This is a genomic window from Pseudomonadota bacterium (assembly GCA_039196715.1).
Lineage (GTDB): Bacteria > Pseudomonadota > Gammaproteobacteria > CALCKW01 > CALCKW01 > CALCKW01.
Genome location: JBCCUP010000001.1, coordinates 87,092 through 111,869 on the forward strand (window position 1 = coordinate 87,092; position 24,778 = coordinate 111,869).

The 24,778-nt window shown below is 64.4% G+C and carries 20 protein-coding genes; 6 read left to right on the forward strand and 14 right to left on the reverse strand.

Annotated elements, in window-relative coordinates; genetic code table 11:
- Nucleotides 1–6: 6 nt before the first annotated feature.
- Both AAGA11_00415 and AAGA11_00420 read right to left on the reverse strand, forming a co-directional pair.
- The gene (locus AAGA11_00415; GenBank protein ID MEM9601296.1) at nt 7–1,833 is read right to left on the reverse strand and encodes an extracellular solute-binding protein; all 1,827 of its coding nucleotides are present in this window, start codon (nt 1,831–1,833) and stop codon (nt 7–9) included.
- Nucleotides 1,833–3,644 carry an extracellular solute-binding protein gene (locus AAGA11_00420; protein MEM9601297.1) on the reverse strand — a complete coding sequence of 604 codons (1,812 nt, stop codon included), beginning with the start codon at nt 3,642–3,644 and terminating at the stop codon, nt 1,833–1,835. Before AAGA11_00420 ends, AAGA11_00415 begins: the two co-directional genes overlap by 1 nt.
- A gap of 191 nt (nt 3,645–3,835) precedes the next feature.
- Between AAGA11_00420 and AAGA11_00425 the strand changes: the two genes are divergently transcribed.
- The 3 genes from AAGA11_00425 to AAGA11_00435 are packed head-to-tail and all read left to right on the forward strand — an operon-like array spanning nt 3,836 to nt 8,670.
- Nucleotides 3,836–4,402 carry a PadR family transcriptional regulator gene (locus AAGA11_00425; protein MEM9601298.1) on the forward strand — a complete coding sequence of 189 codons (567 nt, stop codon included), beginning with the start codon at nt 3,836–3,838 and terminating at the stop codon, nt 4,400–4,402.
- Entirely contained in the window at nt 4,390–5,472 is a 1,083-nt protein-coding gene (locus tag AAGA11_00430) for an efflux RND transporter periplasmic adaptor subunit (GenBank protein MEM9601299.1), read from the forward strand. Before AAGA11_00425 ends, AAGA11_00430 begins: the two co-directional genes overlap by 13 nt.
- A gap of 9 nt (nt 5,473–5,481) precedes the next feature.
- Nucleotides 5,482–8,670 carry an efflux RND transporter permease subunit gene (locus tag AAGA11_00435; protein MEM9601300.1) on the forward strand — a complete coding sequence of 1,063 codons (3,189 nt, stop codon included), beginning with the start codon at nt 5,482–5,484 and terminating at the stop codon, nt 8,668–8,670.
- A 71-nt stretch (nt 8,671–8,741) separates the two neighbouring features.
- Here the strand turns inward: AAGA11_00435 and AAGA11_00440 are convergent, their stop codons facing one another.
- The gene (locus tag AAGA11_00440) at nt 8,742–9,173 is read right to left on the reverse strand and encodes a hypothetical protein (GenBank protein MEM9601301.1); all 432 of its coding nucleotides are present in this window, start codon (nt 9,171–9,173) and stop codon (nt 8,742–8,744) included.
- 333 nt (nt 9,174–9,506) lie between these two features.
- Here AAGA11_00440 and AAGA11_00445 point away from each other — a divergent pair, with 333 nt between their 5' ends.
- On the forward strand, nt 9,507–10,340 hold the full coding sequence (locus AAGA11_00445) for a DUF6502 family protein (protein MEM9601302.1): 834 nt from the start codon (nt 9,507–9,509) through the stop codon (nt 10,338–10,340).
- Entirely contained in the window at nt 10,337–11,755 is a 1,419-nt protein-coding gene (locus tag AAGA11_00450) for a hypothetical protein (protein ID MEM9601303.1), read from the forward strand. Before AAGA11_00445 ends, AAGA11_00450 begins: the two co-directional genes overlap by 4 nt.
- Here the strand turns inward: AAGA11_00450 and AAGA11_00455 are convergent.
- From AAGA11_00455 to AAGA11_00500, 10 genes are all read right to left on the reverse strand, one after another.
- Nucleotides 11,752–13,179 (reverse strand): M20 family metallopeptidase, encoded by a 1,428-nt coding sequence (locus tag AAGA11_00455; GenBank protein MEM9601304.1) that lies wholly within the window; start codon nt 13,177–13,179, stop codon nt 11,752–11,754. The two genes, AAGA11_00450 and AAGA11_00455, sit on opposite strands and share 4 nt — an antisense overlap.
- Nucleotides 13,157–15,277, reverse strand: coding sequence for an FAD-dependent oxidoreductase (locus AAGA11_00460; protein MEM9601305.1), 2,121 nt, complete (start codon nt 15,275–15,277; stop codon nt 13,157–13,159). Before AAGA11_00460 ends, AAGA11_00455 begins: the two co-directional genes overlap by 23 nt.
- 39 nt (nt 15,278–15,316) lie before the next feature.
- Nucleotides 15,317–15,979, reverse strand: coding sequence for a methyltransferase domain-containing protein (locus tag AAGA11_00465; GenBank protein ID MEM9601306.1), 663 nt, complete (start codon nt 15,977–15,979; stop codon nt 15,317–15,319).
- 22 nt (nt 15,980–16,001) lie between these two features.
- Complete coding sequence (gene aguB / locus AAGA11_00470; GenBank protein MEM9601307.1) at nt 16,002–16,877, reverse strand: N-carbamoylputrescine amidase; 876 nt, start codon at nt 16,875–16,877, stop codon at nt 16,002–16,004.
- Nucleotides 16,878–16,969: 92 nt separating this feature from the next.
- Nucleotides 16,970–18,013 (reverse strand): extracellular solute-binding protein, encoded by a 1,044-nt coding sequence (locus AAGA11_00475; protein ID MEM9601308.1) that lies wholly within the window; start codon nt 18,011–18,013, stop codon nt 16,970–16,972.
- 34 nt (nt 18,014–18,047) lie between these two features.
- Nucleotides 18,048–18,863, reverse strand: a complete 816-nt coding sequence (locus AAGA11_00480) for an ABC transporter permease (GenBank protein MEM9601309.1) — start codon at nt 18,861–18,863, stop codon at nt 18,048–18,050.
- On the reverse strand, nt 18,860–19,786 hold the full coding sequence (locus tag AAGA11_00485; GenBank protein MEM9601310.1) for an ABC transporter permease: 927 nt from the start codon (nt 19,784–19,786) through the stop codon (nt 18,860–18,862). The genes AAGA11_00480 and AAGA11_00485 overlap by 4 nt, the downstream gene beginning before the upstream one ends.
- Nucleotides 19,786–20,841: an ABC transporter ATP-binding protein gene (locus AAGA11_00490; GenBank protein MEM9601311.1), complete on the reverse strand. Its 1,056-nt coding sequence runs from the start codon at nt 20,839–20,841 to the stop codon at nt 19,786–19,788. Before AAGA11_00490 ends, AAGA11_00485 begins: the two co-directional genes overlap by 1 nt.
- Before the next feature lie 32 nt (nt 20,842–20,873).
- Nucleotides 20,874–21,113 carry a CDGSH iron-sulfur domain-containing protein gene (locus AAGA11_00495; GenBank protein MEM9601312.1) on the reverse strand — a complete coding sequence of 80 codons (240 nt, stop codon included), beginning with the start codon at nt 21,111–21,113 and terminating at the stop codon, nt 20,874–20,876.
- Nucleotides 21,114–21,188: 75 nt separating this feature from the next.
- The gene (locus AAGA11_00500) at nt 21,189–22,283 is read right to left on the reverse strand and encodes a class II histone deacetylase (protein ID MEM9601313.1); all 1,095 of its coding nucleotides are present in this window, start codon (nt 22,281–22,283) and stop codon (nt 21,189–21,191) included.
- 171 nt (nt 22,284–22,454) lie between these two features.
- Here AAGA11_00500 and argE point away from each other — a divergent pair, with 171 nt between their 5' ends.
- Nucleotides 22,455–23,612, forward strand: a complete 1,158-nt coding sequence (gene argE, locus AAGA11_00505) for an acetylornithine deacetylase (GenBank protein ID MEM9601314.1) — start codon at nt 22,455–22,457, stop codon at nt 23,610–23,612.
- A 19-nt stretch (nt 23,613–23,631) separates the two neighbouring features.
- On the opposite strand, the gene AAGA11_00510 is transcribed toward argE, so the two are convergent.
- Entirely contained in the window at nt 23,632–24,774 is a 1,143-nt protein-coding gene (locus AAGA11_00510) for an aromatic ring-hydroxylating dioxygenase subunit alpha (protein ID MEM9601315.1), read from the reverse strand.
- Between the last annotated feature and the right edge of the window lie 4 nt (nt 24,775–24,778).

The window sequence follows — 24,778 nt, forward strand, 5'->3', positions numbered from 1 at the left end:
CGTGCGTCAGTTCGACAGTGCAGTGTCCAGCGTCGGGTCCACCCACCAGGTGGACAACCACCCGACCGCAATCGAGGGCGGCGTCGCAGGCCGGCCGAAGCGGTTGCGCCAGGCGATGAACTGCCGATCGCGGAAGTAGGTTGGCACGGCGTAGTGGTTCCACAACAGCACGCGGTCGAGCGCGCGCGTGGTGGCCCGCAAGGTGTCCTTGTCCGTCGCGTCGACAATACGCTCGATCAGGTTGTCCACCGCCGGGTTGCGGATGCTCGAAGCGTTGCCCCCCGGGGTGTCGGCGGTGCGTGAGTGGAAATAGCTGAACAACAGCTGATCGGGCGGCGGGTAGAAATAGTAGCCGCCCACCCAGAGGTCGAATTCCTTCTGTTGAATGCTCGACTGCCATTGCGCGGCATCGATCAGACGGATGCCAGCGTCGATCCCCACCGACGCGAGCGCATCGAGGAAGGGTGCGGCCAGGCGCACGCGTTCGGCGCGCGCGGTCATCAACTGCACGCTGAGCTGCTCACCGGCGCTGTTGACCATGCGGCCGTCGCGCTGTTCCCACCCGGCCGCCTTCAACAAACGCACCGCATGACGTTTGCCGCGGCGGTCGCGCCCGCTGCCGTCGGTCACGTTGGGCTCGAACACGGTATCGAATACAGCTGACGGCACCTGGTCGCGCAGCGGCTCGAGGACCGCCAGCTCGGCGTCGTCGGGCAAACCGGACGACGCGTACTCGGTGTTGGTGAAATAGCTCTTGATCCGCGAAAACTGCCCGAACAACAAGGTCCGTTGCAACGCTTCGAAATCGTAGAGCGTGGCGATCGCCTCGCGCACGCGGCGGTCATGGAAAGCCGGCCGCTCGAGGTTGAAGAAGTACCCCATCATGCCCGACGGCAACCTCGACACCCGTGATTCGCGCTGTATGTCACCCCGCTCGATCAGCGGAAAATCGTATTCCTGCTCCCACCGCTTGACGCTGAACTCGTCCCGGAAATCGACCTTGCCAGCCTTGAACGCTTCGAAGGCAGCAGTCGCGTCCTTGTAATAATCCACCACGATCTCACCGAGGTGGTACAGACCCTTGGCCACCGGCAGCTCACTCGCCCAGTAGTCCTCGACGCGCTCGTAGACGATCTGCCGACCGCCGTCGACCGAGGCAATGCGGTAGGGACCACTCGCCAGCGGCGGTTCGAGCGTCGCACGGGTGATGTCACGGCTGGACCAGTAGTGCACGGGCAACGGCGAGGAATCGGCGGCGACCATGACGGGCTTCATGCTGCCGGTGGTCGTGAAGTGGTATTTCACTCGACGCGCATCCAGCGCTTCGGCGCGCTCCACCTGATCGTAGGCCGCTTTGATGAACGGACGGGCGTGGGTCTTGATGGTGTCGAGCGCAAACACGAAATCCGCGGCCACGATCGGCGCACCGTCGTGGTAGCGGGCCTCGTCGCGAATCGTGAACACCGCCCAACTGAGGTCGTCGGGCACCTCAACCGACTCGGCGATCAGGCCGTAGCGTGACTCGAACTCCTCGCCGTAGTCGAGGTAGGTCCCGCGCAAGCCCGACTTGGTCATCAGGGAGTCGGTGGTCAGGCCGATGGTCGAGGGCCAGCGACCTTTCAGCACGTAGTAGTTCAGCGTGTCGAAGTTGTCGACTTCAGCGAGCGTCACCCGCCCGCCTTTCGGTGCATCGGGGTTGGCATACGGCCAGTGCGTCATGCCCTCGTCAAAGCGGGGCTCACCGTATTCCGCAATCGCCCAGCGGGTGGTCGTCTCGGCCGCGAAAACCGGTATTGACACCAACAGCGTCGCGCAAATCGCCCAGCAGCGCATCACCGCGCCTCCAACTCGGCCGCCTTGTCAGCGTCCAACCACCAACTGCTGGTGACTCCGAGCGCGTAGCGCGGTGAGGCCTCCGGCCGGGCGAACTTGTCCCACCAGGCCACCCAGGAGGTGGGTCGGTAGTACAGCGGAATCGAGTAGTGGTTCCACAGCAACACGCGGTCGAGCGCGTGCGCCGCCGCAAAGATCTCATCCTGGGTTCGCGCCGCCACCACGTCGTCGATCAGCGCATCGACCACCGGGTTGGTGATCGCACTGGTGTTGGCGCCGCGCTCGAGTGCCGACGCGGTGCCGTACTGGCTTTTCAGTTCATTGCCGGGCGGCACGACGAAGGGTTTGCCCACCGCGAGCGCATCGAACTGCTTTTCGCGCGCGCGCTCGCGCCACTGGGCCGAGTCAACGATGCGCAGGCTGGCATCGATACCGAGGCCCTTGAGCGTGTCGAGGTACTGGCTGACAAACTTTTCGACCTCCGGCCAGGCCGTCATGATCTCGATGCTGAACACCGCGCCGTCAGCGTTGACCAACTTGCCGTCTTTCTGTGTCCAGCCGGCCGATTGAAAGAGTCTGAGGGCCGCCCGCTTCTGCCGCCGGTCGCGCCCGGTGCCGTCGGTCACGGGCAACGCAAACGGCTCGGAGAACAGGGCTTCGGGCAAGGCATCCCGATGCGGCTCCAGCAAGGCCAGTTCGGCCCCGGTTGGCACCCCGCTGGACTCGTAACCCGCGCCGTTGAAGTAATTGCTCAAGCGCCGAAACTTGCCGTACAGCACGGTGCGCTGGAGTGTTTCGAAGTCGAACAGACGCACCAGTGCTTCGCGCACGGCGAGGGGTGCGAACTTCTCGTTGGACATGTTGAAGTAGAAGCCGAACAGCCCACGCGGCGTTTCGATCGGCACCTCGTCGAGCAACACACGCCCGTCCTCGACTTGTGGCAGATCGTATTCGGAGACCCACCGTTTCGCGCTGGACTCGGCGCGAAAATCGATCTTGCCGGCCTTGAAAGCCTCGAACATGGCGGTCTCGTCGCGGTAGAAGTCGTACTGGATCTCGTCGAAATTGTGCAGGCCCGCCTTTAACGGCAGCCCCGCTGCCCAGTAGTCCGCCACACGCTCGTACACGATGGAGCGGCCAGCATCGACGCGCTTGATTCGGTAGGGTCCGCTGGTCTTGGGCGGTTCAAGGGTGGTCGCCGTGATGTCGCGGCTCTCCCAGAAGTCCTTGGGCAGCGGCGACATGCTGGCGGCGCGGATGATCGGCTTGGTGCTGCCCGTGGTGTTGAAGTGCACCTTGAGCGTGCGGTCGTCGAGCGCCTCGGCGTGGCTCAGGTCCTCGTACAAGGACTTGATCCAGGGCCGACCGTGTTCTTTCTTCGCCTCAAGCGAGTAGACGAAATCGGCCGCCACGATCGGCGAGCCATCGTGGTAGCGCGCTTCCTCGCGCAGGTAAAAGACCGCGTGGCTTTTGTCCTCGGGATACTCGACTGACTCCGCGATGACGCCGTAGTAGGCGTCCACCTCGTTGTCGTTGGATTCCATGAGGCTGTCATAAATCAATGAGATGCTGCTGGGCCAATCCCCTTTGGCGACGTGGAAGTTGAGCGTGTCGAAGGTGCCGAACTCCCCCAGCGTGATGCGCCCCCCTTTTGGCGCGTCCGGGTTGGCGTAGGGCAAGTGCGCTGGTCCGTGCGCGTACAGCGGTTCGGCGAATTCGGACAGCGCCCACGTGCGTGTGGTGTCGGCCAGGGCCGGGGCCGCGGCCACAGCGACCGTGGCGGCAAGAAGCAGGTGACTGAACAAGCGCATACGGGTTCCAGTGATCGGATTTGGGGGCACGCGGTCAAGGGTAGCAAGGCGGTGTCGACCGGCACCCCTGAGACGGTCTGAACCGGCGCACAGTTCACGCCAACTGCGGCCAGGCCGCCCACACGGCCATCGACAGGCTCTCAACGGTGCTCTATCCTATATCTATCCGATATATATCTATTCGAACAAGCATGAACATCAAGCACCTCTGCCTTGCCGTCTTGCACGTCGGCGATGCCAGTGGCTACGAGATCCGAAAGGTGCTCGCCGAGGAGCTGGCCAACTTTCAGGAGGTCTCTTTTGGCGCGCTCTACCCGGCACTCCGGAAACTGGTCGACGAGGGCCTTGCCACGAACCGCACGGTGGCGCAATCCGGCGTGCCGGACAAAAAGGTGTATGCCATCACCGATGCGGGCCGCGCGCAGTTCATCGACACGCTGTCAGAGGCCCCGGCCAACCACCAGATTCGCTCGACCTTTCTGATGCAACTCGTCTTCGCCGACGTGCTCGCCCCGGAGCGCCTTCGCGCCCTGATGCAGGAGCGCCTGGACGCGTTCGAGCGCGATCTGGCCAAGATCGACGAATTCGTTGATTGCAGCGACCAGTTCAGCCGCGAAAGCCGCGAACGCGTCGCGCGCTTTTGCAGTGGTGCGCTCCGCACCCACTGCGCCACCTTGCGTGATGAAATCGCGCGCCTCGACTCACCTGAAAACACACCACACAACCGACCTGACGGACCTGTCTCATGCGCTGGCTGACCGATCGCCCGTACCTGATCTCCATCTTCATCCTGATCGCCGTGGCGCTCTGGATGTTCCTGCCCAAGCCCGAGGAAGACACGGCGGCCACGGCGGCATCAGCCCGGCCGCTGCAAAAAGTGCAAGTGCGGCAGATGACGGCAGATGCCACCGAGCTCAACCTCGCCTTCACCGGCCGCACACGCCCGTTGCAGGAGGCCCGCATTGCGGCCGAAGTCGGTGGCCAGATCATCGAGATCGGTGCAGAACGTGGCAGTCGCGTCACAGCCGGTGCGGTGATCGCCTCCCTCGACCAAGGCACCCTCAACGAGCAACTCTCGAGCGCGAAGGCCGACTTCAACGTCGCGCGGGCAGACTACCAGGCCAAGACCAAACTGGCCCAACAGGGGTTGAACAGCAGCATTGTCCAGGCCCAGGCTGGTGCCGCGTTGTCGGCCGCCCAGGCACGCGTCGCTGAACTCGAACGCACACTTGAGAAGCTCGAAGTGCGTGCGCCTTTCACCGGTATCCTCGCCGATCGGCGTATCGAGCAAGGTGATTTCGTCGATCAAGGCCACGTGGTTGCCGACCTGCTCAACGTCGACACGTTGGTCGTGGAGGGCAGCATACCGGAGACAATGATCGGCAAATTGCAACTCGGAAAATCGGCCTCCGTGTCATTGATCGGCGGCGAAACCCGGGAGGGCCAGGTGCGTTACATCTCACCCGTGGCCGATCAGCAAACGCGCATGTTCACCGTCGAAATCGAAGTCGACAATGTCGACGGCGCCATGCCCGCCGGCATGACCGCCGAGGTGACCGTACCGCTCGGCACGATTGCCGCGTACAAACTCAGCCCGGCACTGCTCACCCTGAGCGCCGGCGGCGAGATCCTGGTCGCCGGCGTGTCGGACCAGGATACGGTCGAGCTGTACACCGTCGAGATCGTGCGTGCCGAATCCGACGGGCTCTGGCTGAGCGGCATCCCGGAGAACGCGCGCGTCATCACGCTCGGCCAGGGTTTTGTGCACGAGGGCGACCCGGTTGAGGCCATCGACGAAGCCGACGCGTCAGCCAGCACCACCAACTGAGGATACGCCGTGAACGCTTTAATCAACGCCGCCGTCGATCACAGCCGAACCGTTCTGATGGTGCTCACGCTGTTGCTGATCACCGGGACGGTCTCGTACCTGTCGATCCCCAAGGAAGCCAATCCGGATATCGACATTCCGATCATTTACACGCACACGGGTCTCGAGGGCATATCGCCGGAAGACGCCGAGCGCATGCTCGTCAAGCCGATCGAGAAGGAGCTTGAATCGATCGAAGGCGTGAAGAAACTCAACTCCAGTGCCTACGAGGGTGGGGCCTCGGTCACGCTGGAGTTCGACGCCGGTTTCGACGCCGACGCAGCGCTCACCGAAGTGCGAGAGCAAGTCGACAAGGCCAAATCCAACCTGCCCGACGAAGCCGATGACCCGATCGTGGAGGAGGTCAACCTGTCGGAGTTCCCGGTGCTCGTTGTCTCGCTCTCCGGTGCGGTACCGGAGCGTGCACTCTATGCCATTGCCGACCGACTGCAGGACGCAGTTGAAGCCTTGCCGGGCGTGCTCGAGGCGCCGATCAACGGCAAGCGCGAGGAGATGGTTGAAATCCTCATCGACCCGCTCGTACTCGAGAGCTACGGCATCAACGAAGCCGAGTTGTTCAACACGGTGTCGCGCAACAACCGCCTGGTCGCCGCCGGGGTACTCGACTCCGGCGCGGGCCGGTTTCCGCTCAAGGTGCCGGGCGTGGTCGAGAACGCGTCCGAGCTGTTCTCGCTGCCGATCAAGTCGGTTAACGGTCAGGTGGTGCGCTTCGAAGACATCAGCGAGATCCGCCGCATCTACAAGGACTCGGACAGTTTCGCCCGCATGGGCGGTGAGGCCGCCGTCACGCTGGACATCAAGAAGCGGGTCGGCGAGAACATCATCGACACCATCGACGCGGTCAAGGCCGTGGTCGAGGAGCAAAGCGCGTTCTGGCCGGTTGGGCTGACAGTCAACTTCTACGGTGACCAGAGCCAGGACGTGCGCGACATGTTGCTCGACCTGCAAAACAACGTGCTCTCGGCTGTTCTGCTGGTCGTCGTGGTCGTCATCGCCGCACTGGGCTTGCGCACTGCGGGGCTCGTCGCGGTCGCGATTCCCGGATCGTTCATGATCGGCATCCTGGTGCTTTCGACGCTCGGGCTGACGGTCAACATCGTTGTGTTGTTCTCGTTGATCATGTCGGTCGGTATGCTGGTTGACGGCGCCATCGTGGTCACCGAGTTTGCCGATCGCCGCATGGCCGACAAGGTGCCCCGGCGCGAAGCCTACCGACAGGCGGCGCAACGCATGGCCTGGCCGATCATCGCCTCGACGGCGACAACCCTCGCGGTGTTCCTGCCGCTGCTGTTTTGGCCCGGCATCGTCGGCCAATTCATGAAATACCTGCCGATCACGCTGATTGCCACCCTGAGTGCATCGCTGATGATGGCGCTGATCTTTGTGCCCACACTCGGCGGCTTGATTGGCAAACCCGGTCCGAGATCTGACGCCGCTACAGCCAATCTGGTCGCGGCTGAAACGGGCGACATGCGGGAGCTCACCGGCTTCACAGGCCGTTACGTGGCTTTCCTCGCCTGGGCAATCCGCTTTCCACTGCAGATTCTTTTCCTGGTCATCGCGCTGTTGATCGCGATCTTCACGTTCTACGGCGAGTTCGGCCGCGGGACCGAGTTCTTCCCCGAGGTCGAACCCAAGCAAGCCAACATCGCCGTGCTCGCACGCGGCGACCTCGCGGTGCGCGAACGCGATCAACTGCTGCGCAAGGTCGAACGCGAGGTGCTGAAAATCCCCGAATTCAAGACCGCCTACGCCCGCACCAATGTCGACGGTACCGACAAGATCGGCACGATTTCAGTGGAGTTCCACGATTGGGACAAACGCGAGCGCCGAGCCGATGTGGTGCTTGACGATGTCCGCCACCTCAACGAGGTGATCCCGGGCATTCTGATTGAAGTCCAGAAAATGGGCGAGGGCCCGGGCGGTGACCAGAAGCCGATCCAGGTCGCGTTCGCCTCTAACGACAACGCCCTCGCCTCCAAGGCGGCCGACCGCTTGCACCAGTGGATGCTGGACGAAGGCGGCTACGTCGACATCGAGGACAGCTTGCCGCTGCCGGGGCTCGAGTGGAACGTGCGCGTCGACCGCGAAGAGGCTGGCCGCTTTGGCGCAGACGTCGCCCTGATCGGCACCTTCGTCCAACTGATCACCAACGGCGTCAAGCTCTCTACGTACCGACCGGACGACAGCGACGAAGAGCTGGACATCCGAGCCCGCTTCCCCGCAGACAAGCGGCAACTTTCCCAACTGCAGGACCTTCGGGTCGCCGGCGCCAACGGCTACGTGCCGATCGGCAACTTCACGACGATCGAGCCGAGCCAGAAAGTCAGCACCCTGCGTCGGCTCGATGGCCAGAGCGTGCACCGCGTGAAAGCGGCTGTCACGCCGCGCGAGGGCGAAGACGTGGTCAACCTCGGTCAATTGGCAAACCAGCGCCTGCAGGAAATGAAGGACGCGGCCGAGGAGTTCGGCATCGACCCCCGTGTCGAGGTGATTTTCGAGGGCCAGGACGCCGACCAAGCGGAGGCACAGACCTTTCTGGGCAACGCATTCGGTGTGGCGCTGTTCATCATGGCGATCATTCTGGTCACCCAGTTCAACAGCTTCTACCAGGCGTTTCTGGTGCTGACGGCGGTGATCCTGTCTGTCGGTGGGGTGCTGATCGGGCTGATGGTCACGCAGCAGCCCTTCGGCATCATCATGAGCGGTGTGGGCGTGATCTCGCTGGCGGGTATCGTGGTGAACAACAACATCGTCCTCATCGACACCTTCAACGTGATTCGACGCGAGGGCGCAGATGTCGGCATTGCCGTTCTGCGCACGGGCGCGCAGCGTCTGCGACCCGTTTTGCTGACCACGGTGACCACGATACTCGGCCTGATGCCGATGGTGCTGAAAATGAACATCGACCTGTTCGGCCGTGAAATCAGTTTCGGCGCGCCCTCGACGCAATGGTGGTCTCAGCTCGCCACCGCGGTGGCCGGCGGTCTCGCCTTCGCGACCATCCTGACGCTCGTGCTCACCCCGTGCCTGCTGGCGATGACAGGCCGCTACGGCCCGATGTTCGCCTCGGCCGGGCGCGCCGTCGCAAGCGCAGCCGGCAAACGCGACAAGGCACCCACCCAACCCGCCGGCTGAGCTCGGCGGCGGTCTCGGGGCGCGTCGGATCGCGGCGACAACGTGCGTCCCGGCGGCACCGGACGCGTGCCTCAGGGGTCGCTGTCGGCGACTGGCGTCTGGCGCTCTGCTGCGGCCGGCTGCACTTGAGCGGCCGGGGGAACCTGCCAGAGCATCTTGATCGACGTCGTCATCGCCATGAAACAGAGCACCCAGAACACGATGGGCGCCGCACCACCCTTGAATCGCAGCCCTCCCACGCCAAACTCGAGCGGCCCGTGTGACATCCGCAACACCAGCGTGATGAACAGCGCCGCGAGTCCCGCCATCGGCATGCCGACCACGACCGGAAACTGCTCGCGAAAGAGATCCTCCCAAAAGGTCTCTTCGGGCTCACTGAAGGTAAACAGTCGGTAGAGGGTCGCCACGGCGAAGCCCGTCAGGACCACCACCACAACCCAGCTCATGACCCGCTGCAGCACGGTGGCCGGTGCGTCAGCCGGCGGTGTGTGATCGCTGTCCACGGTGTCGAGCCCTCCCTTGTCGTGGCGTGTCGCGGGCGCCGGCCTGCGTGGTCGCCCGCTGCACAACTGCCAGTGTAGCTGCTCTGCGCCTGCCGACCTCGGTCACGTCACGGCGCCAGCGCCCGGGTGAAAGGCGCCGTCGCACCGCCGCTTCGCGCACTTGAGTCCCCGCATTTGGTGCCGATACACCAAAAGTAGCGTGCCACGCGCACCGCCGACCTGCCGCCACCCGACCCGAGATCCGGGTGCTGCGTCTGCCGTTTGCGGGTCGGGTGCGGTGTGCACACGCCATCCACGTCTTGAGGGGCACGCCGAGCGCGAAGGAAACCGGGTGTGACGGAATCGACAAGCTCTTCCGAACCAGATGCACTGCTGACGGCGCTGCAGAAGCTGCTGCGTCCGCTGGTGCGCCTGCTGTTGCGCAACGGCATCAGCTTGTCCGACTTCACCGAGATCGCACGCGAGGTGTACGTCAAGGTTGCGCACGACGAGTTCCGCATGCCGGGCCGCAAACAATCGTTGTCGCACGTGGCAGTGTTGACCGGCGTGCACCGCCGCGAAGTCAAGAAGATCCTCAACCAGGCACCGCTCGACGAAAGCTACCCGTTCAAGCACAACCGCGCGGCGCGGGTCATCAACGCCTGGCGCACCGACCCGCAGTACAGCCGCTTCAACAAGCCACTGCCGCTCGACGTCAAGACCGACTTCGCCACACTGGTCTCACTGCACGGCGGTGACGTCACACCCCGCACGATCCTGCAGGAGCTTGAGCGTGTGGGCGCGGTCTACCAGAAGAACAACACCGTCTCGCTGATGGTCGACGCCTACACACCGACCAGCGGCAGCCGAGAGCTGCTGGAGGTGTTCGGTGACAGCGCAGCCGACCTGCTGGCCACGATGGAACACAACCTGGTCTGCCCGACCGACCAGCGCCGGCTGCAGCTCAGCGTGGTGCACAACAACCTGCCAGACGACGTGCTCGACGACATCGAGGTCGTCAGTCAGGACCGGGCACTGGTGTTTCTGAACGCGTTGAACGAGTTCATGGCCACCCAGGACCGCGACAGCAACCCGAACATCAAGGGCACCGGCCGCAACCGCGCCGGGGTCGGCGTGTATTTCTTCAAACACCCGGTGTCGGACAATGACGGGGAGGCAGGCGAATGACTGCCCTGTCCCGCGCACGTCGCGCCCTCGGCCGCACACTGGCGGTGACCGCCCTCGCAGCCCCGGTGCTGGTGTCGTGCATGGACGGCGGCATGGTCGGCACAGGATCAGGGCCATCCTCCGAGGTGCTGATCGCCCGCTCACTGCCAACCGCCGTGGCGCCCGATATCCCCCGCGCTGCATTGCAACAACTCGAAAACGACGACTCAAGCGCGGACGGCCTCAACAACCGATCGATCAGCTGGACCAGCACGGAGCTGTTCAACGACATCTACCACGCCGAGCAGGACCTGCTCGAGCTGTTTGCACTGTTCAACGCGGTCATCGACACCCTGGACAGACACTGCCCGGCCGGTCCGACCACCGCACCCTGCACGATTCCAGCCGGTCAGCTCAGGAGCACCTACACCCAGGACCTGATCGACGACCTGATCGCCGAGCGCTTGTCGTCCGCGATGGTGACGCAGATGAGCGCCGCGGAGCTGACGCGTCAGGTTGCGAATCTGAATGCGGAGTACGACGCGAAGCGCGGCCAGGTGGTGCGATTCGGTGAGACGACGATCTCGCACCCGGCTGCGGAAACCCACCGCATCTCGACGAGCGTCGCCAGCATGTTTGGCGGCAACCCCGTCAAGATCAAATGGTCCGAGCTCGAGGGCTGGGTGGAAGTGCGCTACATCAGTGTCAAGAAGTCGGGCACAACACAGGTGAATTTTCGCTTCGAGAACCACGCCGACCACACCTGGCTCACGCGCACCGAGGTGTCGAGCAACCCGAATACGGATCTCGAGAGCAGCATCACGGTGTTCTCGCGCCGCGAGGAGACCTCAACACTGTTGTGGAGCGGACACCTGCTCGGCGTGCAGGACGAGTACGGCATTGGCTACCTGTCGATGAAGGGCCGCGCCGACATGCTCGGTGCCTACACCCTGAGCCGCCTGCACTCGCCACACGGCACCGACGCCACGCGCCTCATCGACCGCGAAGTCACGCGAAACGACGACGGGCGCGTGCTGGCAAAACGCTACTGCACCGGACAGATGAACTCGCCGTTGTGTCTCGACCTGACCTATCCGTCAGCGGGTCGACAACGCGTGCAAGACAGCGACCACTACATCAACTTCGACACACAGAGCACCGACTTTCTGCCGGACCTGCACGTCACGAAGTGGCAGGTCTTCGGGCTGCCACGCGACACCTGGCGGTTCGCCGTGTACGAGGCAGGCGTCGCAGACCCGAGCGAGTCGAACCCCTTGTGCCGCGGCTACCGCATAGGCCAGACCAAGGCCTTCCTGCACTGCGCAAGTGCGGAGTCCCTGCTCCACGGCGATGCGCTGCAGTTCTTCGATGTCGTGGTCAATGGCCAGGGACAGCAGTTCATCCGCATCCCCGGCGCCTGGCTCGAGCCACGTTAGCGACCGCTGGCAGCAGCGCCCCGTGAGCGCAACAGGGACGCAGGACCCTCGTGCGAGCCGATATCGTAATACAAGCCAGACATCATCTGCAGCCCCTCATCCAACAGGGACACCGGCACGTGCTCGTTCGGGGCGTGCTGTGAGCAACCGCGGTAGGAGTGCGGAATCCAGACGGTCGGCAAGCCGGCAAATAGCGCGTTGGGCAAGGACCCACCGAGGTTCGGCAGCACGTGCACGGTCTTGCCTGTCGTGCGCTCAAGGGACTGGGTGACAACGCGGACCCAGGGGTTGTCCGGGTCGACCCGAGTCGCATCGAAGCGAACGCCCTCGCAGGCTGAGACGGTCACGTCCGTGAAGCCCTGTTCGGCGAGGTGCGCCCGCAACGCCGGCAACACGGCATCCGGATCGGTGCCGACCACAAAGCGCAACTGGCAGACCGCCCTGGCCTCACCCGCGATTGCGTTCTGAGGCGCATCCGGCGAGCCGCTGAGCAACGAGAGCACGGCGAACGCATTCCAGCCGAACACCCGTTCGGCAGGCGTCAGCGACGCGTCACCCCAGTCCTCGTCGATGTCAGGCCCGTCCGGCAGCGCGAGGGGCAGGTCCGCGAGCGCGCGGCGCACCGACGGAGTCAAGCTGGTCGCCTGCCAGCCTGACACCGCGATCTGCCCGGACGCCGAGCACACGCTGGCGATCGCGTTGGCCAACACGATCGCCGGGTCCCGAAGCAGCCCACCCCAGTTTCCGGAGTGGTGGGCCCCGTCACGCAGCCGTACGCCGATCTCGAAGTTGATGCAGCCACGTGAACCGAGGAACACGGTGGGTGTGTCCGGTTGCAAGCGTGGTCCATCCGAGGCAATCAGCACGTCGGCCTCGAGCCACTGCGGGTTGTCACGCAGAAACACGTCCAGACCCGGCGACCCCACCTCCTCGCCCATTTCGAACAGCAGACTCGCGTTGAATCCGAGCGACCCGCGCGTCTGCAGGACGGCCTCGAGCGCCGTCAGGTTGACCAGGTGCTGGCCCTTGTTGTCAGCGACACCACGACCGTAGAGCCGATCGCCCTCGCGGGCGCAACGAAAGGGGTGCAGTCCCGCTCGCCAGACCTCGGCCTGCCCGTTGACCACATCGCCGTGGGCGTAGCCCAGCACGCGCGTGTACCCCGGCTGCTCGATCCGCGCCGCCGTCAGCAGCGGCGGCGCACCCGGCACCGGGTTGTCGTGGACTGTGCACTCGAACCCGAGGCGATCGAGCCGAGGTATCACCGCGTCGCCGAGGTAGGCGCGCAGTGCATCCGTGTTGCCATGCCGTTGACTCTCTGTCGCATGCGACACGAGGGTCGCGAGCTCGGCTTCGAAGGCACCCGACGTCAGGCGCGCGCGTGCCCAGTCGACGGCGTGCTCACGCACTGGGCGCACGCTCACCGAGACGCCACGACGCCCCGTCGCCGACATCGTCGGACAAGGCCGCCAGTTCTCGCTTGAACACCGGCTCGTCCGACCGCGGAGGGCCATCGAGTTCACGCGCGTAGCGGTGACCGGCATAGGTGGCCCAGGCGATCGGGCCGGGCGCGTCAGCGTCGCCAATCGCGGCAACCCCGCGAACACCGTGGTCGGCCCACGCCGACTGATGCTCGAGCAGCGCGCGGTACAAGGTGTCTTCCGGCGTGCGTGAGGCCACCACCACCACCGCATCGCACTCAAGGTGCCGGTCGGCACCGCCGAACACGCAACCGCTGACACACGCGCCGGTCGCAATCGACTTCACCCCCCGGTTCAGCACCACCTCGACGCCGAGCTGGACCAGCCGACTGTGAATCGTGCTCTGCTCGAGTGTGTTGAACGTCCACTCGGACACGCGCGGCGCGGGCGTCACGAGTGTCACGGTGCAGCCTCGCTGCACGAGCCACTCGGCCAGCACGCCACCCATGTAGAAATGGTCGTCGTCATAGAGCACCACGTGTCCGCCGGGGGGGCAGCGGCCGGCCATCAGGTCATCGGGCGTGTACAGCGGCATGGCCGGGTCGATGGGCGGCGCCACCAGGTGTTCGCGCGACACGGCATCCCGTCGCCAGTGGCTGCCCGTGGCGATGCAGACCTGCTCGAACCCGAATTCCAGCACGTGCTCGGCCGTCAGCGCACTGGCGAGGTAGGTCTCTACGTTGGCCCGCTGCGACAGTTGATAGCTGCGGTAATCCGCGACCCGACCCCATGCAGACAACCCGGGCAATTGCCGTTCGCGCGCGACGCGCCCGCCGAGCGTCTCCCCCGCTTCAGCGAGCGCAACATCGTAGCCACGCACGGCGAGTGCGCGCGCCGCCTCCAGCCCGGCCGGTCCGCCACCCACGACCAGCACGGACCGCGACGCGCCCTTGGCGTTCATCCGCTCCGGGTGCCAACCCTTGCGCCACTCTTCCATGAAGGTCGGGTTCTGTGTGCACCGGCTCGGTGACATGGTCATGTCGCCGGTGATACAGATGTTGCACCCAATGCATTCGCGGATGTCTTCGATGCGGCCGGTTTCGATTTTCCTGGGCAGAAAGGGGTCGGCGATCGAGGGCCGGGCACACCCGATGAAGTCCAGGGTGCCGGACCGAATCTGTTTCACCATGACATCCGGGGAGGTAAAGCGACCCACGCCGACCACGGGTTTGCTGGTCAGGGCGCGGATGCCGGCGACCAGATCCTGCTGTGCGGCTTCTTCCTTGAAGCGCGACGGGCCTGAACAGTCCTCCCAGGTGCCGTGCGCGAGGTCCCAGAGGTCCGGCAAGTCGTGGTGCATGGCAACGTAGTCACGCACCTCGGCGTTGCTGAATCCCAGCTCACCGAGGTTTTCATCGAGCGACACCCGCAGCGTGATCCCCATGGTGTCACCCACGGCCTCACGAATCGACGACACCACCTCGCGCACGAAGCGCGACCGGTTTTCGAGCGACCCCCCGTATTCGTCTGCACGCTGGTTGGTCGCACGAGACAGAAAGTGCTGAAAAATACCAAAACCGTGGGCACCGTAGAGGCAGATCAGGTCGAAGCCCGCGCGTTGCGCCCGCCTGGCGGCGTTGACGAACCAGCGACGCAGGTCGGCAATCTCGGATTTGCGCAGCGCGCGCGCCTGCACCGGGTCATTGGTGAAGGTCAGAATGGGACCCGGCGACACCGCCAACGGCACTTCCCGCGTGTAGAGGTTCGGGCCGTTGATGCCCGAGTACGCGAGCTGTATGCCGGCGAGTGCGCCGTGTCGTTTCATGCTGTCCGCCATGCGGCTCAGCATCGGGATGTCCCGGTCATCCCACAGGCGCAGCTCGATGAACGGCGTGATTTCCGAACTCTGGTGCATCTCGCACTGCTCGGTGAACACGACGCCCCAACCGCCCTCCGATTTGATCTCCCGCATCGCCGCCGCGGCAGAGGGGTCACGGTAGCCGCCGCCATTGCAGTGGGGCACCTGATAGAACCGGTTCTTCGCCGTCACCGGCCCGATCGAGACAGGCTCGAACAGCACGTCATACCGCGGATCTCGCATTGTCATCTGCTCCCGTGTGTCGGGTCTGCCACCGCTCGACTACAGCGGCGGCACGTGGCACGCACCCGTGCGGTACTGAAACACCCAGAAATGCTCCAACTCACGCCACACGGTGTGCGAGGCCAGGCCCTCGAGGGCGTCGAGCATTTCATCGGGCCGCGGAAAATTTTTCAACACTTGGTGTTCGCTGCCATCGGGCAAGGTGCGTGTGTGCCAACCGTCACCGACATCGTCCACCCGGTTGATGGGTTGGCAGGCGCCCGGCAGATTGTCGACAAACACCACCGGCGAGCCGGGCGCGAGCGCGGCATCGAGCCCGCGGCAGAACGCGCGACGGCGCGCCCTCGGCACATGCGAGAACCAGAAGCCGACAAAGGCCGCATCGAAACCGCCGAGGGTGTCGAGGGCATAGGCATCGTGCAGCGCAGTCTGCACGTGATCGCCAAGCGCGCGCGCCTCGAGCCGTGCCAGGGGTTCAGCAGAGGCGTCCACGGCAAGCACCGACGACGCCTCGCGCGCAATGCCTGCAGTCCAGAAGCCGGTGCCCGCGGCGACGTCCAACACGTGGCGCGCCGTGAACACGCGCGGGATGAACTGAGTCAACCAGCGGAGGTCGGCCTGGCGTTCCGGCACCGTGTAGACGTCATCATAGTGTGGCGCGCGTGCCGCATAGTACGCCAGCATGCCGTGATCAGCGGTCATTCGCGCCTGCTGCCACACCGCGTCACGCGACGCCGCCGTCGAGGGTTTGCAAGGCGTGATACAACTCCGGTCGACGGTCACGAAACACGCCCCAACTGCCCCGGGTTGCGGCGATGCTGTCGAGGTCGACGGTGGCGGTGACCAGCCCGTCGGCTTCGCGGCCAGCACGCGCCAGCACCTGACCGTCCCAGTTGGCAACGAAGGAACTGCCGTAAAAGGTGACGTCCCTGCCGTCCTGGCTCTCACTGCCGACGCGGTTGCTCGCAACCAGCGGCATGAGGTTAGCAGCCGCGTGGCCGCACATCGCCGCTTGCCAGTGCGGCTGGCTGTCGTAGTCTGGCGCCGGGGGCTCGGAGCCGATGGCGGTGGGGTACAACAGGACTTCGGCACCCATCAGGGCCATCGCCCGAGCACACTCGGGAAACCACTGGTCCCAGCAGATGCCGACCCCGATCGTGCCCACCGCGGTCGGCCAAACCTTGAAACCGGTGTCACCCGGGGAGAAATAGAACTTCTCCTGGTAACCCGGGCCGTCGGGTATGTGGGACTTGCGGTACGTGCCCAGCACCGAGCCGTCTGCATCGACGATGGCGACGCTGTTGAAGTGCGACTGACCGGCCCGCTCGAAGAAGCTGATCGGCAACACCACACCGAGCTCGCGTGCGAGGTCGGCAAAGCGGGCAATGACCGGGTGGCCAGCTGCGGGCAACGCGCCGCCGAAATGGACCGGGTCCTGTCGCTTGCAGAAATACGGCGCCGAGAACAGCTCCTGCAACAAAACCAGCCCCGCCCCGCTCGCGGCGGCGTCACGCACCAGGGCCTCGGCGCGGTCGAGGTTGTCAGCCGGCGTGTCCACACAGGCAAATTGCGTGGCGGCAAGGGTCAGGTGTCGAGGCACAATGCAACTCCGTGTGGTCGCGGTTCTGCGTGTGGGTCACTCCGCGAAGCGGCCCCTGGGTCGTTGGCTGACCCGGGGCCGCCCGCGAGGGCTTACTTGCGCAACCGCGTCCAGATCGCGTCGTAGACTTCCTGGGTCGCCTGGTCACAGACCTCGACGAACGCGCCCGGCGCCGAGCCAGCCGGCGGCACGGATTCGGGCGACGTGCGCAGCGCCTCGTCGAGCAACTCGACCGCACCGGTGACACCGGTCATGTACTGGGCAAAGTTGCTGACCGCAGCGATGTTTTCCGGCTCGAGCAGGAAATCCATGAACTTCAGTGCGTTCTCGCGGTTCGGCGCGTCCTTGAGCAACACGACGTTGTCCATCCACACGACGTGACCCTGTTTGGGGTAGGCGTATTCGATGTTTGCGCCCTCGGCCCGGCCCTTCGCCGAGAAACCGTTCCAGATCATGCCGACGGCGGCGTCGCCCGACACCAACACGTCTTTGGCGACATCCGAACCGAATGACGCCCAGTGCGCCTTCGCGCCCTGCAACAGACCGTCAAGTGCCTTGAGCTGGTCTCGGTCGGTCGAGCACTGCGGTATGCCGAGGTGCATCGACGCCATCGCCATGACTTCACCCTGGCTGTCAAGCACGTTGATTTTGCCCTTCACCGCGTCGGGCGGATCGAACAACATGGCGGTGTCGTTGATGTCACCGCCGTAGACATCGCGGTTGACCGAAAAGCTGGTCGAGCCCCACTGGTAGGGGATCGAGTGCTGGCGCATCGGGTCGAAGCTCACGTCCGCCCACTGCGGCTCGATGTTGCCCTTGTTGGCCAGCTCACCCTCACCAATGGTGTCGAGCAGGCCCTCGTCGGCCATGATCTTGACCATGTAGTCACCCGGCACGGCGACGTCGTAGCTGCCCATCTTGCCGGCCTTGAGTGACGCGAGCAGCGCTTCGTTGGAGTCGTAGGTGTCCATGGTCACCTCGACGTCGTGCTCGGCGGCAAACTTGTCGAGAAGCTCCTGTGGAATGTATTCGAACCAGTGGTAGATCGAGAGTGAGCCGGCAGCCTGTGCAGGCGCCACACCGAGCGCTGCTGTCAGGGCGATTGCAACACCGGATTTCAAAAGTGTCCTCTTCATCGTGCGTGTCTCCTTTGTCGTGGACTGTGTGAGGTCAATTCGAGGCGGACGCCTCACCGCGGCGGCCTATCCACCACGAGGCTGTCACCAGCAACACCGACACGCACAACAGCAGTGTCGACAATGCCATGATATCGGGCTTGATGCCCTGTTTCACCGCGCCGAAGATGGCCGTGGGAAGCGTTTCGACCCCCGCACCCTTGACGAAATTCGTGATGATGAAATCGTCCAGCGAGATGATGAAGGCAAGCAGAAAGCCCGACACCACCCCGGGCATCATCATCGGCCAGAGTACGAATCGAAAGGTTTGCCAGCGGGTGGCGTAGAGGTCCTGCGCAGCTTCATCAAAATGCGCTTCGATGCCTTGCAGACGCGAACTGATCGGCAAGTAGGCAAAGGGGATGCAGAAGACGATGTGTGCCACCAGGATGGAGGCGTAGCCGAGCACAAAGCCGATGCTGGAAAAGAACACCAGCGTGGCCACCGCCGTGACAATCTCCGGCACCATGATCGGCATGCTGATCAGGCCGAAGGTCGCCGTGCGCAGCCGGAACGCCCCACCGCGCACCATCGCAAGCGCGGCACAGGTGGCGATGACTGTGGCCGTAGTCGCGGCGATCACCGCAATCGTCAGGGAATTCCAGGCGGCCGCCTTGAACTTCGGGGCTTCGGTGCCCTGAAACACCTCGACATACCACCGCAGACTGAAGCCGCCCCAGATCGTGATGGAGCGTGATTCGTTGAAGCTGTACACCATGACCACCAACAGGGGCAGGTACAACACCAACAGACAGACCACCGCCAGAAAACCAAAGCCTGGCACATGGCGCACATCATGGTTGCGGCTCACGTAGCCCCCCGGGGTGCCCTGCCCTGGCCACGCGCAAACGCGAGCAGCACGAGCAACACGATGGTCAGGAGGATCATCGACACCGCCGCGCCAAACGGCCAGTTGCCCGCATTGCCCTTGAATTGCTCTTCGATCAGAGAGCCGATCATGAAGTTCTTGGCCCCGCCGAGCAGGTCCGGCGCGAGAAAGGCACCGAGGCTCGGCACGAACACCAGGATGCAACCGGCCACGATGCCAGGCTTCACACTCGGTATGACCACGCGGAACAAAATACGCGGCCGGCTCGCATAGAGGTCTGCAGCGGCTTCGGAGAGACTGAAGTTGTAGCGCTCGACCGACGCGTAAATCGGCAGCACCATGAACGGGAGATAGGAGTAGAACAACCCGAGTTGCACCGCGAAGTTGGTGTTGATCAACGCCAGGGGTGAGTCGATCAGGCCGATCGCCAACAACGCTTCGTTCAGCGGCCCGCTGTCCCGGATGAGAAATTTCATGGACACCGTGCGGATCAGCAGATTGACCCAATACGGCACGGTGACGAGAAACAGCCAGGCCGTGCGCTGGGACGCCGGGCGCGTGGCAATGAAATAGGCGGTCGGGAACCCGATGAGCAAACACAGGGCGGTGGCTGCAAGCGCCTGCCCGATCGACCTCAGGAAGATCACGATGTAGGTCCACTCCACCCGAGGGGGTTCATCGCCGAACAGGCCGCGATCGAGGAAGAACTGATCGTAGGACGCAATCGAAAATTCCCAGATCACACCGCCGCGGAACTCCTTGGTCAGAAAGGAGTACACCAACATCACCAAGACCGGTATGAGCATGAACACCAGCAACACGAACCAGCCCGGTGCCAGCAGCCGCGCGCGCGCCGGTGCGTAGCTGTTGCAGACGACGCCGTCGACGCCGGTCGCACCCGCCATCAGTCGACCAACCTCACGGCTCCGTCGTTCGGTCGCACCGTGACCGAACTGCCGACAACAAGGTGGGCTGTGCCCTGCGTTGAGGGCGGTATCCGGACCTGCAGTGTCACACCGGAGTCGAGTTCGATACCGAGTTCGAGGCTGTTGCCAAGGTAACTCGACTGGGACACGGTGCCGCACCAGCCGGCGTTGGCGTCGTGACCGTCGACAACCCGCAATTGCTCCGGCCTAACCGAGGCGTGAACGGATTCACCGCCGGGCGTGCCGGCGGCACCGAACACGAAGGCTGTCCCGGGCAAGCGCCAACCACCGTCCACCGGCTCCACGGCAATCACGTTACTCTGCCCGATGAAGTCGGCGACGAAAGCGTTGACCGGCTCGTCGTAGATCGACTGCGGCGTGCCGATCTGTTGAATCCGACCACCGGACATCACGGCAATGCGATCGGACATTGCCAGCGCTTCCTCCTGGTCGTGCGTGACAAACACGAACGTGATGCCGGACTGTTGTTGCAGTTGCTTGAGTTCGCCACGCATCGCCTGCCGGAGTTTGAGATCCAGTGCCGAGAGCGGCTCGTCGAGCAGCAGCACTTGCGGCTCGGGCGCCATCGCGCGCGCGAGCGCGACGCGCTGTTGCTGGCCACCCGAGAGTTGTGCGGGGCGACGGTCACCGAGGTCGCTGAGCTTGACCATATCGAGCATGGCCTCAACGCGCTGCAGCGATCGCTTAGCTTCCCAGCCGAGCATCTGCAGCCCGAATCCGATGTTCTCCCGCACGCTGAGGTGGGGAAACAACGCGTAGTGCTGGAACACCGTGTTGACCGGCCGCTTGGCTGGCGGCAACGCCGAGAGGTCATCGCCTCGCAGGCTGATGTGCCCGGCGCTGAGCGACTCGAAGCCCGCGATCAGGCGCAACAGGGTTGTCTTGCCGCAGCCCGATGGCCCAAGCAAGGTGAAGAACTCGCGATCCCGGATGTCGAAGGAGAGGCCGTGTAATGCACGGGTGTCCCCGTAGTCCTTGACCACCTCGTCAAAGTGAAGCGTAGTCTCAGACACCCCGTGCTCCCATGTCCCGTGGCCCGTCGCTGTCACAACGCAGTGCGCGAGCCGTCACACAAGGGCGTCCTGGTCGTCGCCTTGCACCCGCAGAAGAACACCTGACTCGAGCTCAGCGCCGTGTACGTGAGGTGTGCGATGTCCGACCCTTTGTGGCTGCCATCGCAAAACGGCTGCTCGCCCGACTTGCTGCACGCACACCAGAAACGGCTCCTGCCCTGCTCGACATCGACGCCGCTCGGCGCGGACTGGGGGACGTCTGGGTCTGTCATCTCGTGCTCCCGGAGTGAGGGGCCCAACCGGCCACGGGTTGGCGCTGGTCGTCGCCCGTGCCAGCCGACACAGCGTTACAATGCGTGCACCGCACACACCGCGTCAATGACTGCGCGCTGGTGGGGCATGATCGCCTGTCCACCGTAGTGGGGAATGTCGCCGAGCCACGGGTCCTCAATGGACGACTGGCGGCCGTTCAGTGCTTCGACCACGGCGAGGCCGCAATAGGGTACGTACGGCGCCGAATAGCCGCCCTCGTGCAGCATCACTACGCGCCCGTCGCACACCTGCGCTGCCACATCGAGCAGCCGCAGTGTCATCGCGCGGAAATCCGCCGAACTCAGCATCATGTGGCCCAGCGGGTCCATCGCCGACGCATCGAACCCGCAGCTGACCACGATGAGCTCCGGTGCGTGGCGCGCGAGAGCGGGCAACACCACGCGTTCCAGTGTCTCGAGGTAGGCTCCGCCGCCGCTGCCCGCGGGCAGCGGCACGTTGATGTTGGCGCCGACACCCGCGTCAGCGCCGGTGTCTTCACGCGCGCCCGAAGCAATTGGAAACAGGCTGTCCTGGTGGATCGAGAGTGTCAGCACGTCCGGGTCCCGGTAGAATGCGGCCTCGGTGCCGTTGCCGTGGTGGACGTCCCAATCGACCACAGCGACGCGACCGACCCCGCGCGCTGCCCTGGCATGGTGTACCGCAAGGGCGGCATTGCCGAGCAGGCAGAAGCCCATTGCCTGGTCGCTGAGGGCGTGGTGACCGGGAGGCCGCAGCAAGGCGTAGGCGTTGTCGACCCGTGCGTCGAGCACCGCGTCCACGGACGCAATGGCGCCGCCCACGGCCAACCGGGCAATGTCGAAACTGCCCGGGCCCATCGGTGTACTCGGGCTCACCTCGCCGCCCTCGCCGGCACTCAAGGCTTCGAGCGTCTCGAGGTAATGCTCGGTGTGAAAGCGCAGCAATGCCGTGTCCGGCGCAGGCGTTGCGCGGATCGACACGAGCTCATCGAGCACACCGGCGACGTCAATGAGGTTGCGCATGCGCCGTTTGGTTTCCGGGTGCTCGGCATGCTCCCCCGGTTGGATCTGCAGCCCCGGGCGAAAGAACTGATTGAAACTCAGGGTGTCATGCCAGAGGTACAGTTCGTTAAACTGCCAGCCAGTCGCCATCGGACCGCGTCTCGCTTGAGGGTGCCTGCCGCTCATTATTCATGGGCCAATCACGGCCCTGCAAGCGCTGTCCGGGACCTGAGTGCGGTGCACTCACCGGGTGCACCTGTGCACCGACAGGGTGCCCGGCGCCCGCACCCGAACCGACGCCATCCGACGAGCACGTACCGCATGACCACAGCCACCGAGGCCTTGTTAGAAACACTGATCGCATTCCCGACGGTGAGTCGAGACTCGAACCTCGCACTGATCGACTGGTGCGAATCGCTGTTACAGGCGTGCGGCGCACGCACACAACGTGTCTACAACGCCGAGCGCAGCAAGGCGAACCTCTTCGCCACGCTCGGTCCGGAGGACAAAGCCGGCGTGATGCTGTCCGGCCACACGGACGTCGTGCCCGTCGATGGCCAAGACTGGCAGCACCCGGCTTTCCGGCTCACGGACGATGGCACCCACCTCTACGGCCGCGGCACCTGCGACATGAAGGGCTTCATCGCCTGCGCGCTGAACGCGGCCCGGGCAGCGGCCGATATCGAACTGAAAACGCCCTTGCACATCGCCCTGTCATACGATGAAGAGGTGGGTTGCATCGGCGTGCGCCGACTCATCGATGTGATGGCCGACGCGCCACAGCACCCGCGACTGTGCATTGTCGGCGAACCCACCTCGATGAACATCGCCACCGGGCACAAAGGCAAGGTGGCGCTGCGGGCAACGTGCACGGGGCGCGCGGGCCATTCAGCGCTGGCACCGAACGCGCTGAACGCCATCCACCTCGCGACCGACCTCGTCGAGCTGATTCGCGCCGAACAAGCCCGGATTGTCGCCGACGGCGCGCGCGACCCAGCCTACGATGTGCCGTACACGACGCTCCACGTCGGCGTTCTGCAAGGCGGTACCGCGCTCAACATCGTGCCGCACGAGGCCACGGTGGACTTCGAGATTCGCAACCTCGCCAGCGACGATCCAGCGGTGATCCTGCAGCGGCTTCGCGCTGCGTGCGACACGCTGGTTGCCGCGCACCAGACACGTTTCCCCGAAGCGGCTATCGACATCGTCGAACGCTTCAGCTACCCGGGCCTCAACACCGCGCCCGACAGCGAAGCCGTGGCACTGGTCAAGTCGCTGACCGACGGCAACCGCGACATCAAGGTGGCGTTTGGCACCGAGGGCGGCCTGTTCAGCGAAGCACTCGGCATCGACACCGTGATCTGCGGGCCCGGATCGATGGACCAGGGGCACAAACCCGACGAGTTCGTCAGCAAGTCTCAGCTCGCGCGCTGCGATGAGATGATGTCCAGACTGCTCGAGCTGCTGCGCACCCACTGAGCCTCGACGTGCAGCAACCTCAGGCCTGCAAGGCGTCGCGGTACCAGCGGTGGAACTCGCTGATGCAGCCTTCGAGATCCGGTGGCGCAAGCGGGCCGGGTTTGTACATCGCTGACTGCAATCCCTGTTGCAACCTGGCCAGGACGGCATGGTCCTCGGCATTGATGTCCTGCCACTTGCTGACCCGCTCCCGACGCTCGCGCGCGCTGAGTTTGGCTTCGAAACTCGACAGGCCCCAGCGCACCCGAACACGGTCTGCCGATGCCGGTTGCAACATCAGGAAAGCCAGTGTATCCGCCGACACCGACGCGACCATGCTGGGGTACACACAGAACAGCCTGGATTGCTTGCGTTCGTCATCAGACAATGCAGCTGAGCCGCGTTTTCGCGCCGGTGCCGTCTTGGCATAGTGTGCCGTGTAACTGGTGAAGTGCTTGCCACTGACATCGATTCGGCTCAACGCACTGGGTGTCAGAGGGTGCAGCGTCTCGGGGTGCACCACGGACAGGTGGTAGGCGTCCATGAAATTCTCGACAAGACACTTCCAATTGCAAGGCCACTCCTCTTCAAACACGTCTATGAGGTGGAAGCCGTCCATCGCGTAGGGTGCAATGCTCTGATCCAGCCTGCGCAACACCGGCGGCTTCGCGTTTGCACTGGGGTTGGCAAACACAAAGCCACCCCAGCACCAGGTCTGAAATTGGGTCAAGGCGCACGCGTCAAAGTCGACCCATTCGCGCATCAGGGGCGCACCGATCAACCGACCGTCGAGGTCATAGGCCCAGGCGTGGTACGGGCAACTCAGGCGCCTCGACACGCCGCTGCCCTCGGCCAGCAACATACCGCGGTGACGACACACGTTGGACAGCACACGCACCTTGCCACCGCGATCCCGCACCACCACCACGGGCTCCTCGTGCAGATGCGTCGCGAGGAAGCTGCCTGCAACGGGCACCTCATCCTCCCGGCACAGCGCGGTCCAGCCCCGCGCGAACACGGAGCGACGCTCGGCCGTCATGATCGCCTCGTCGGTGTAGTGTTCTGCCGCGAGCCCAGCGGTGCCGGTTTTCGCCGGTCGCCGAGTGGGCCGCTGCGACGGTCTGCGCGCCTGATCCGATCGCCGATCGACGTTGTGCGCCTGCGCGTATTCGTTGACCTTCATCGGC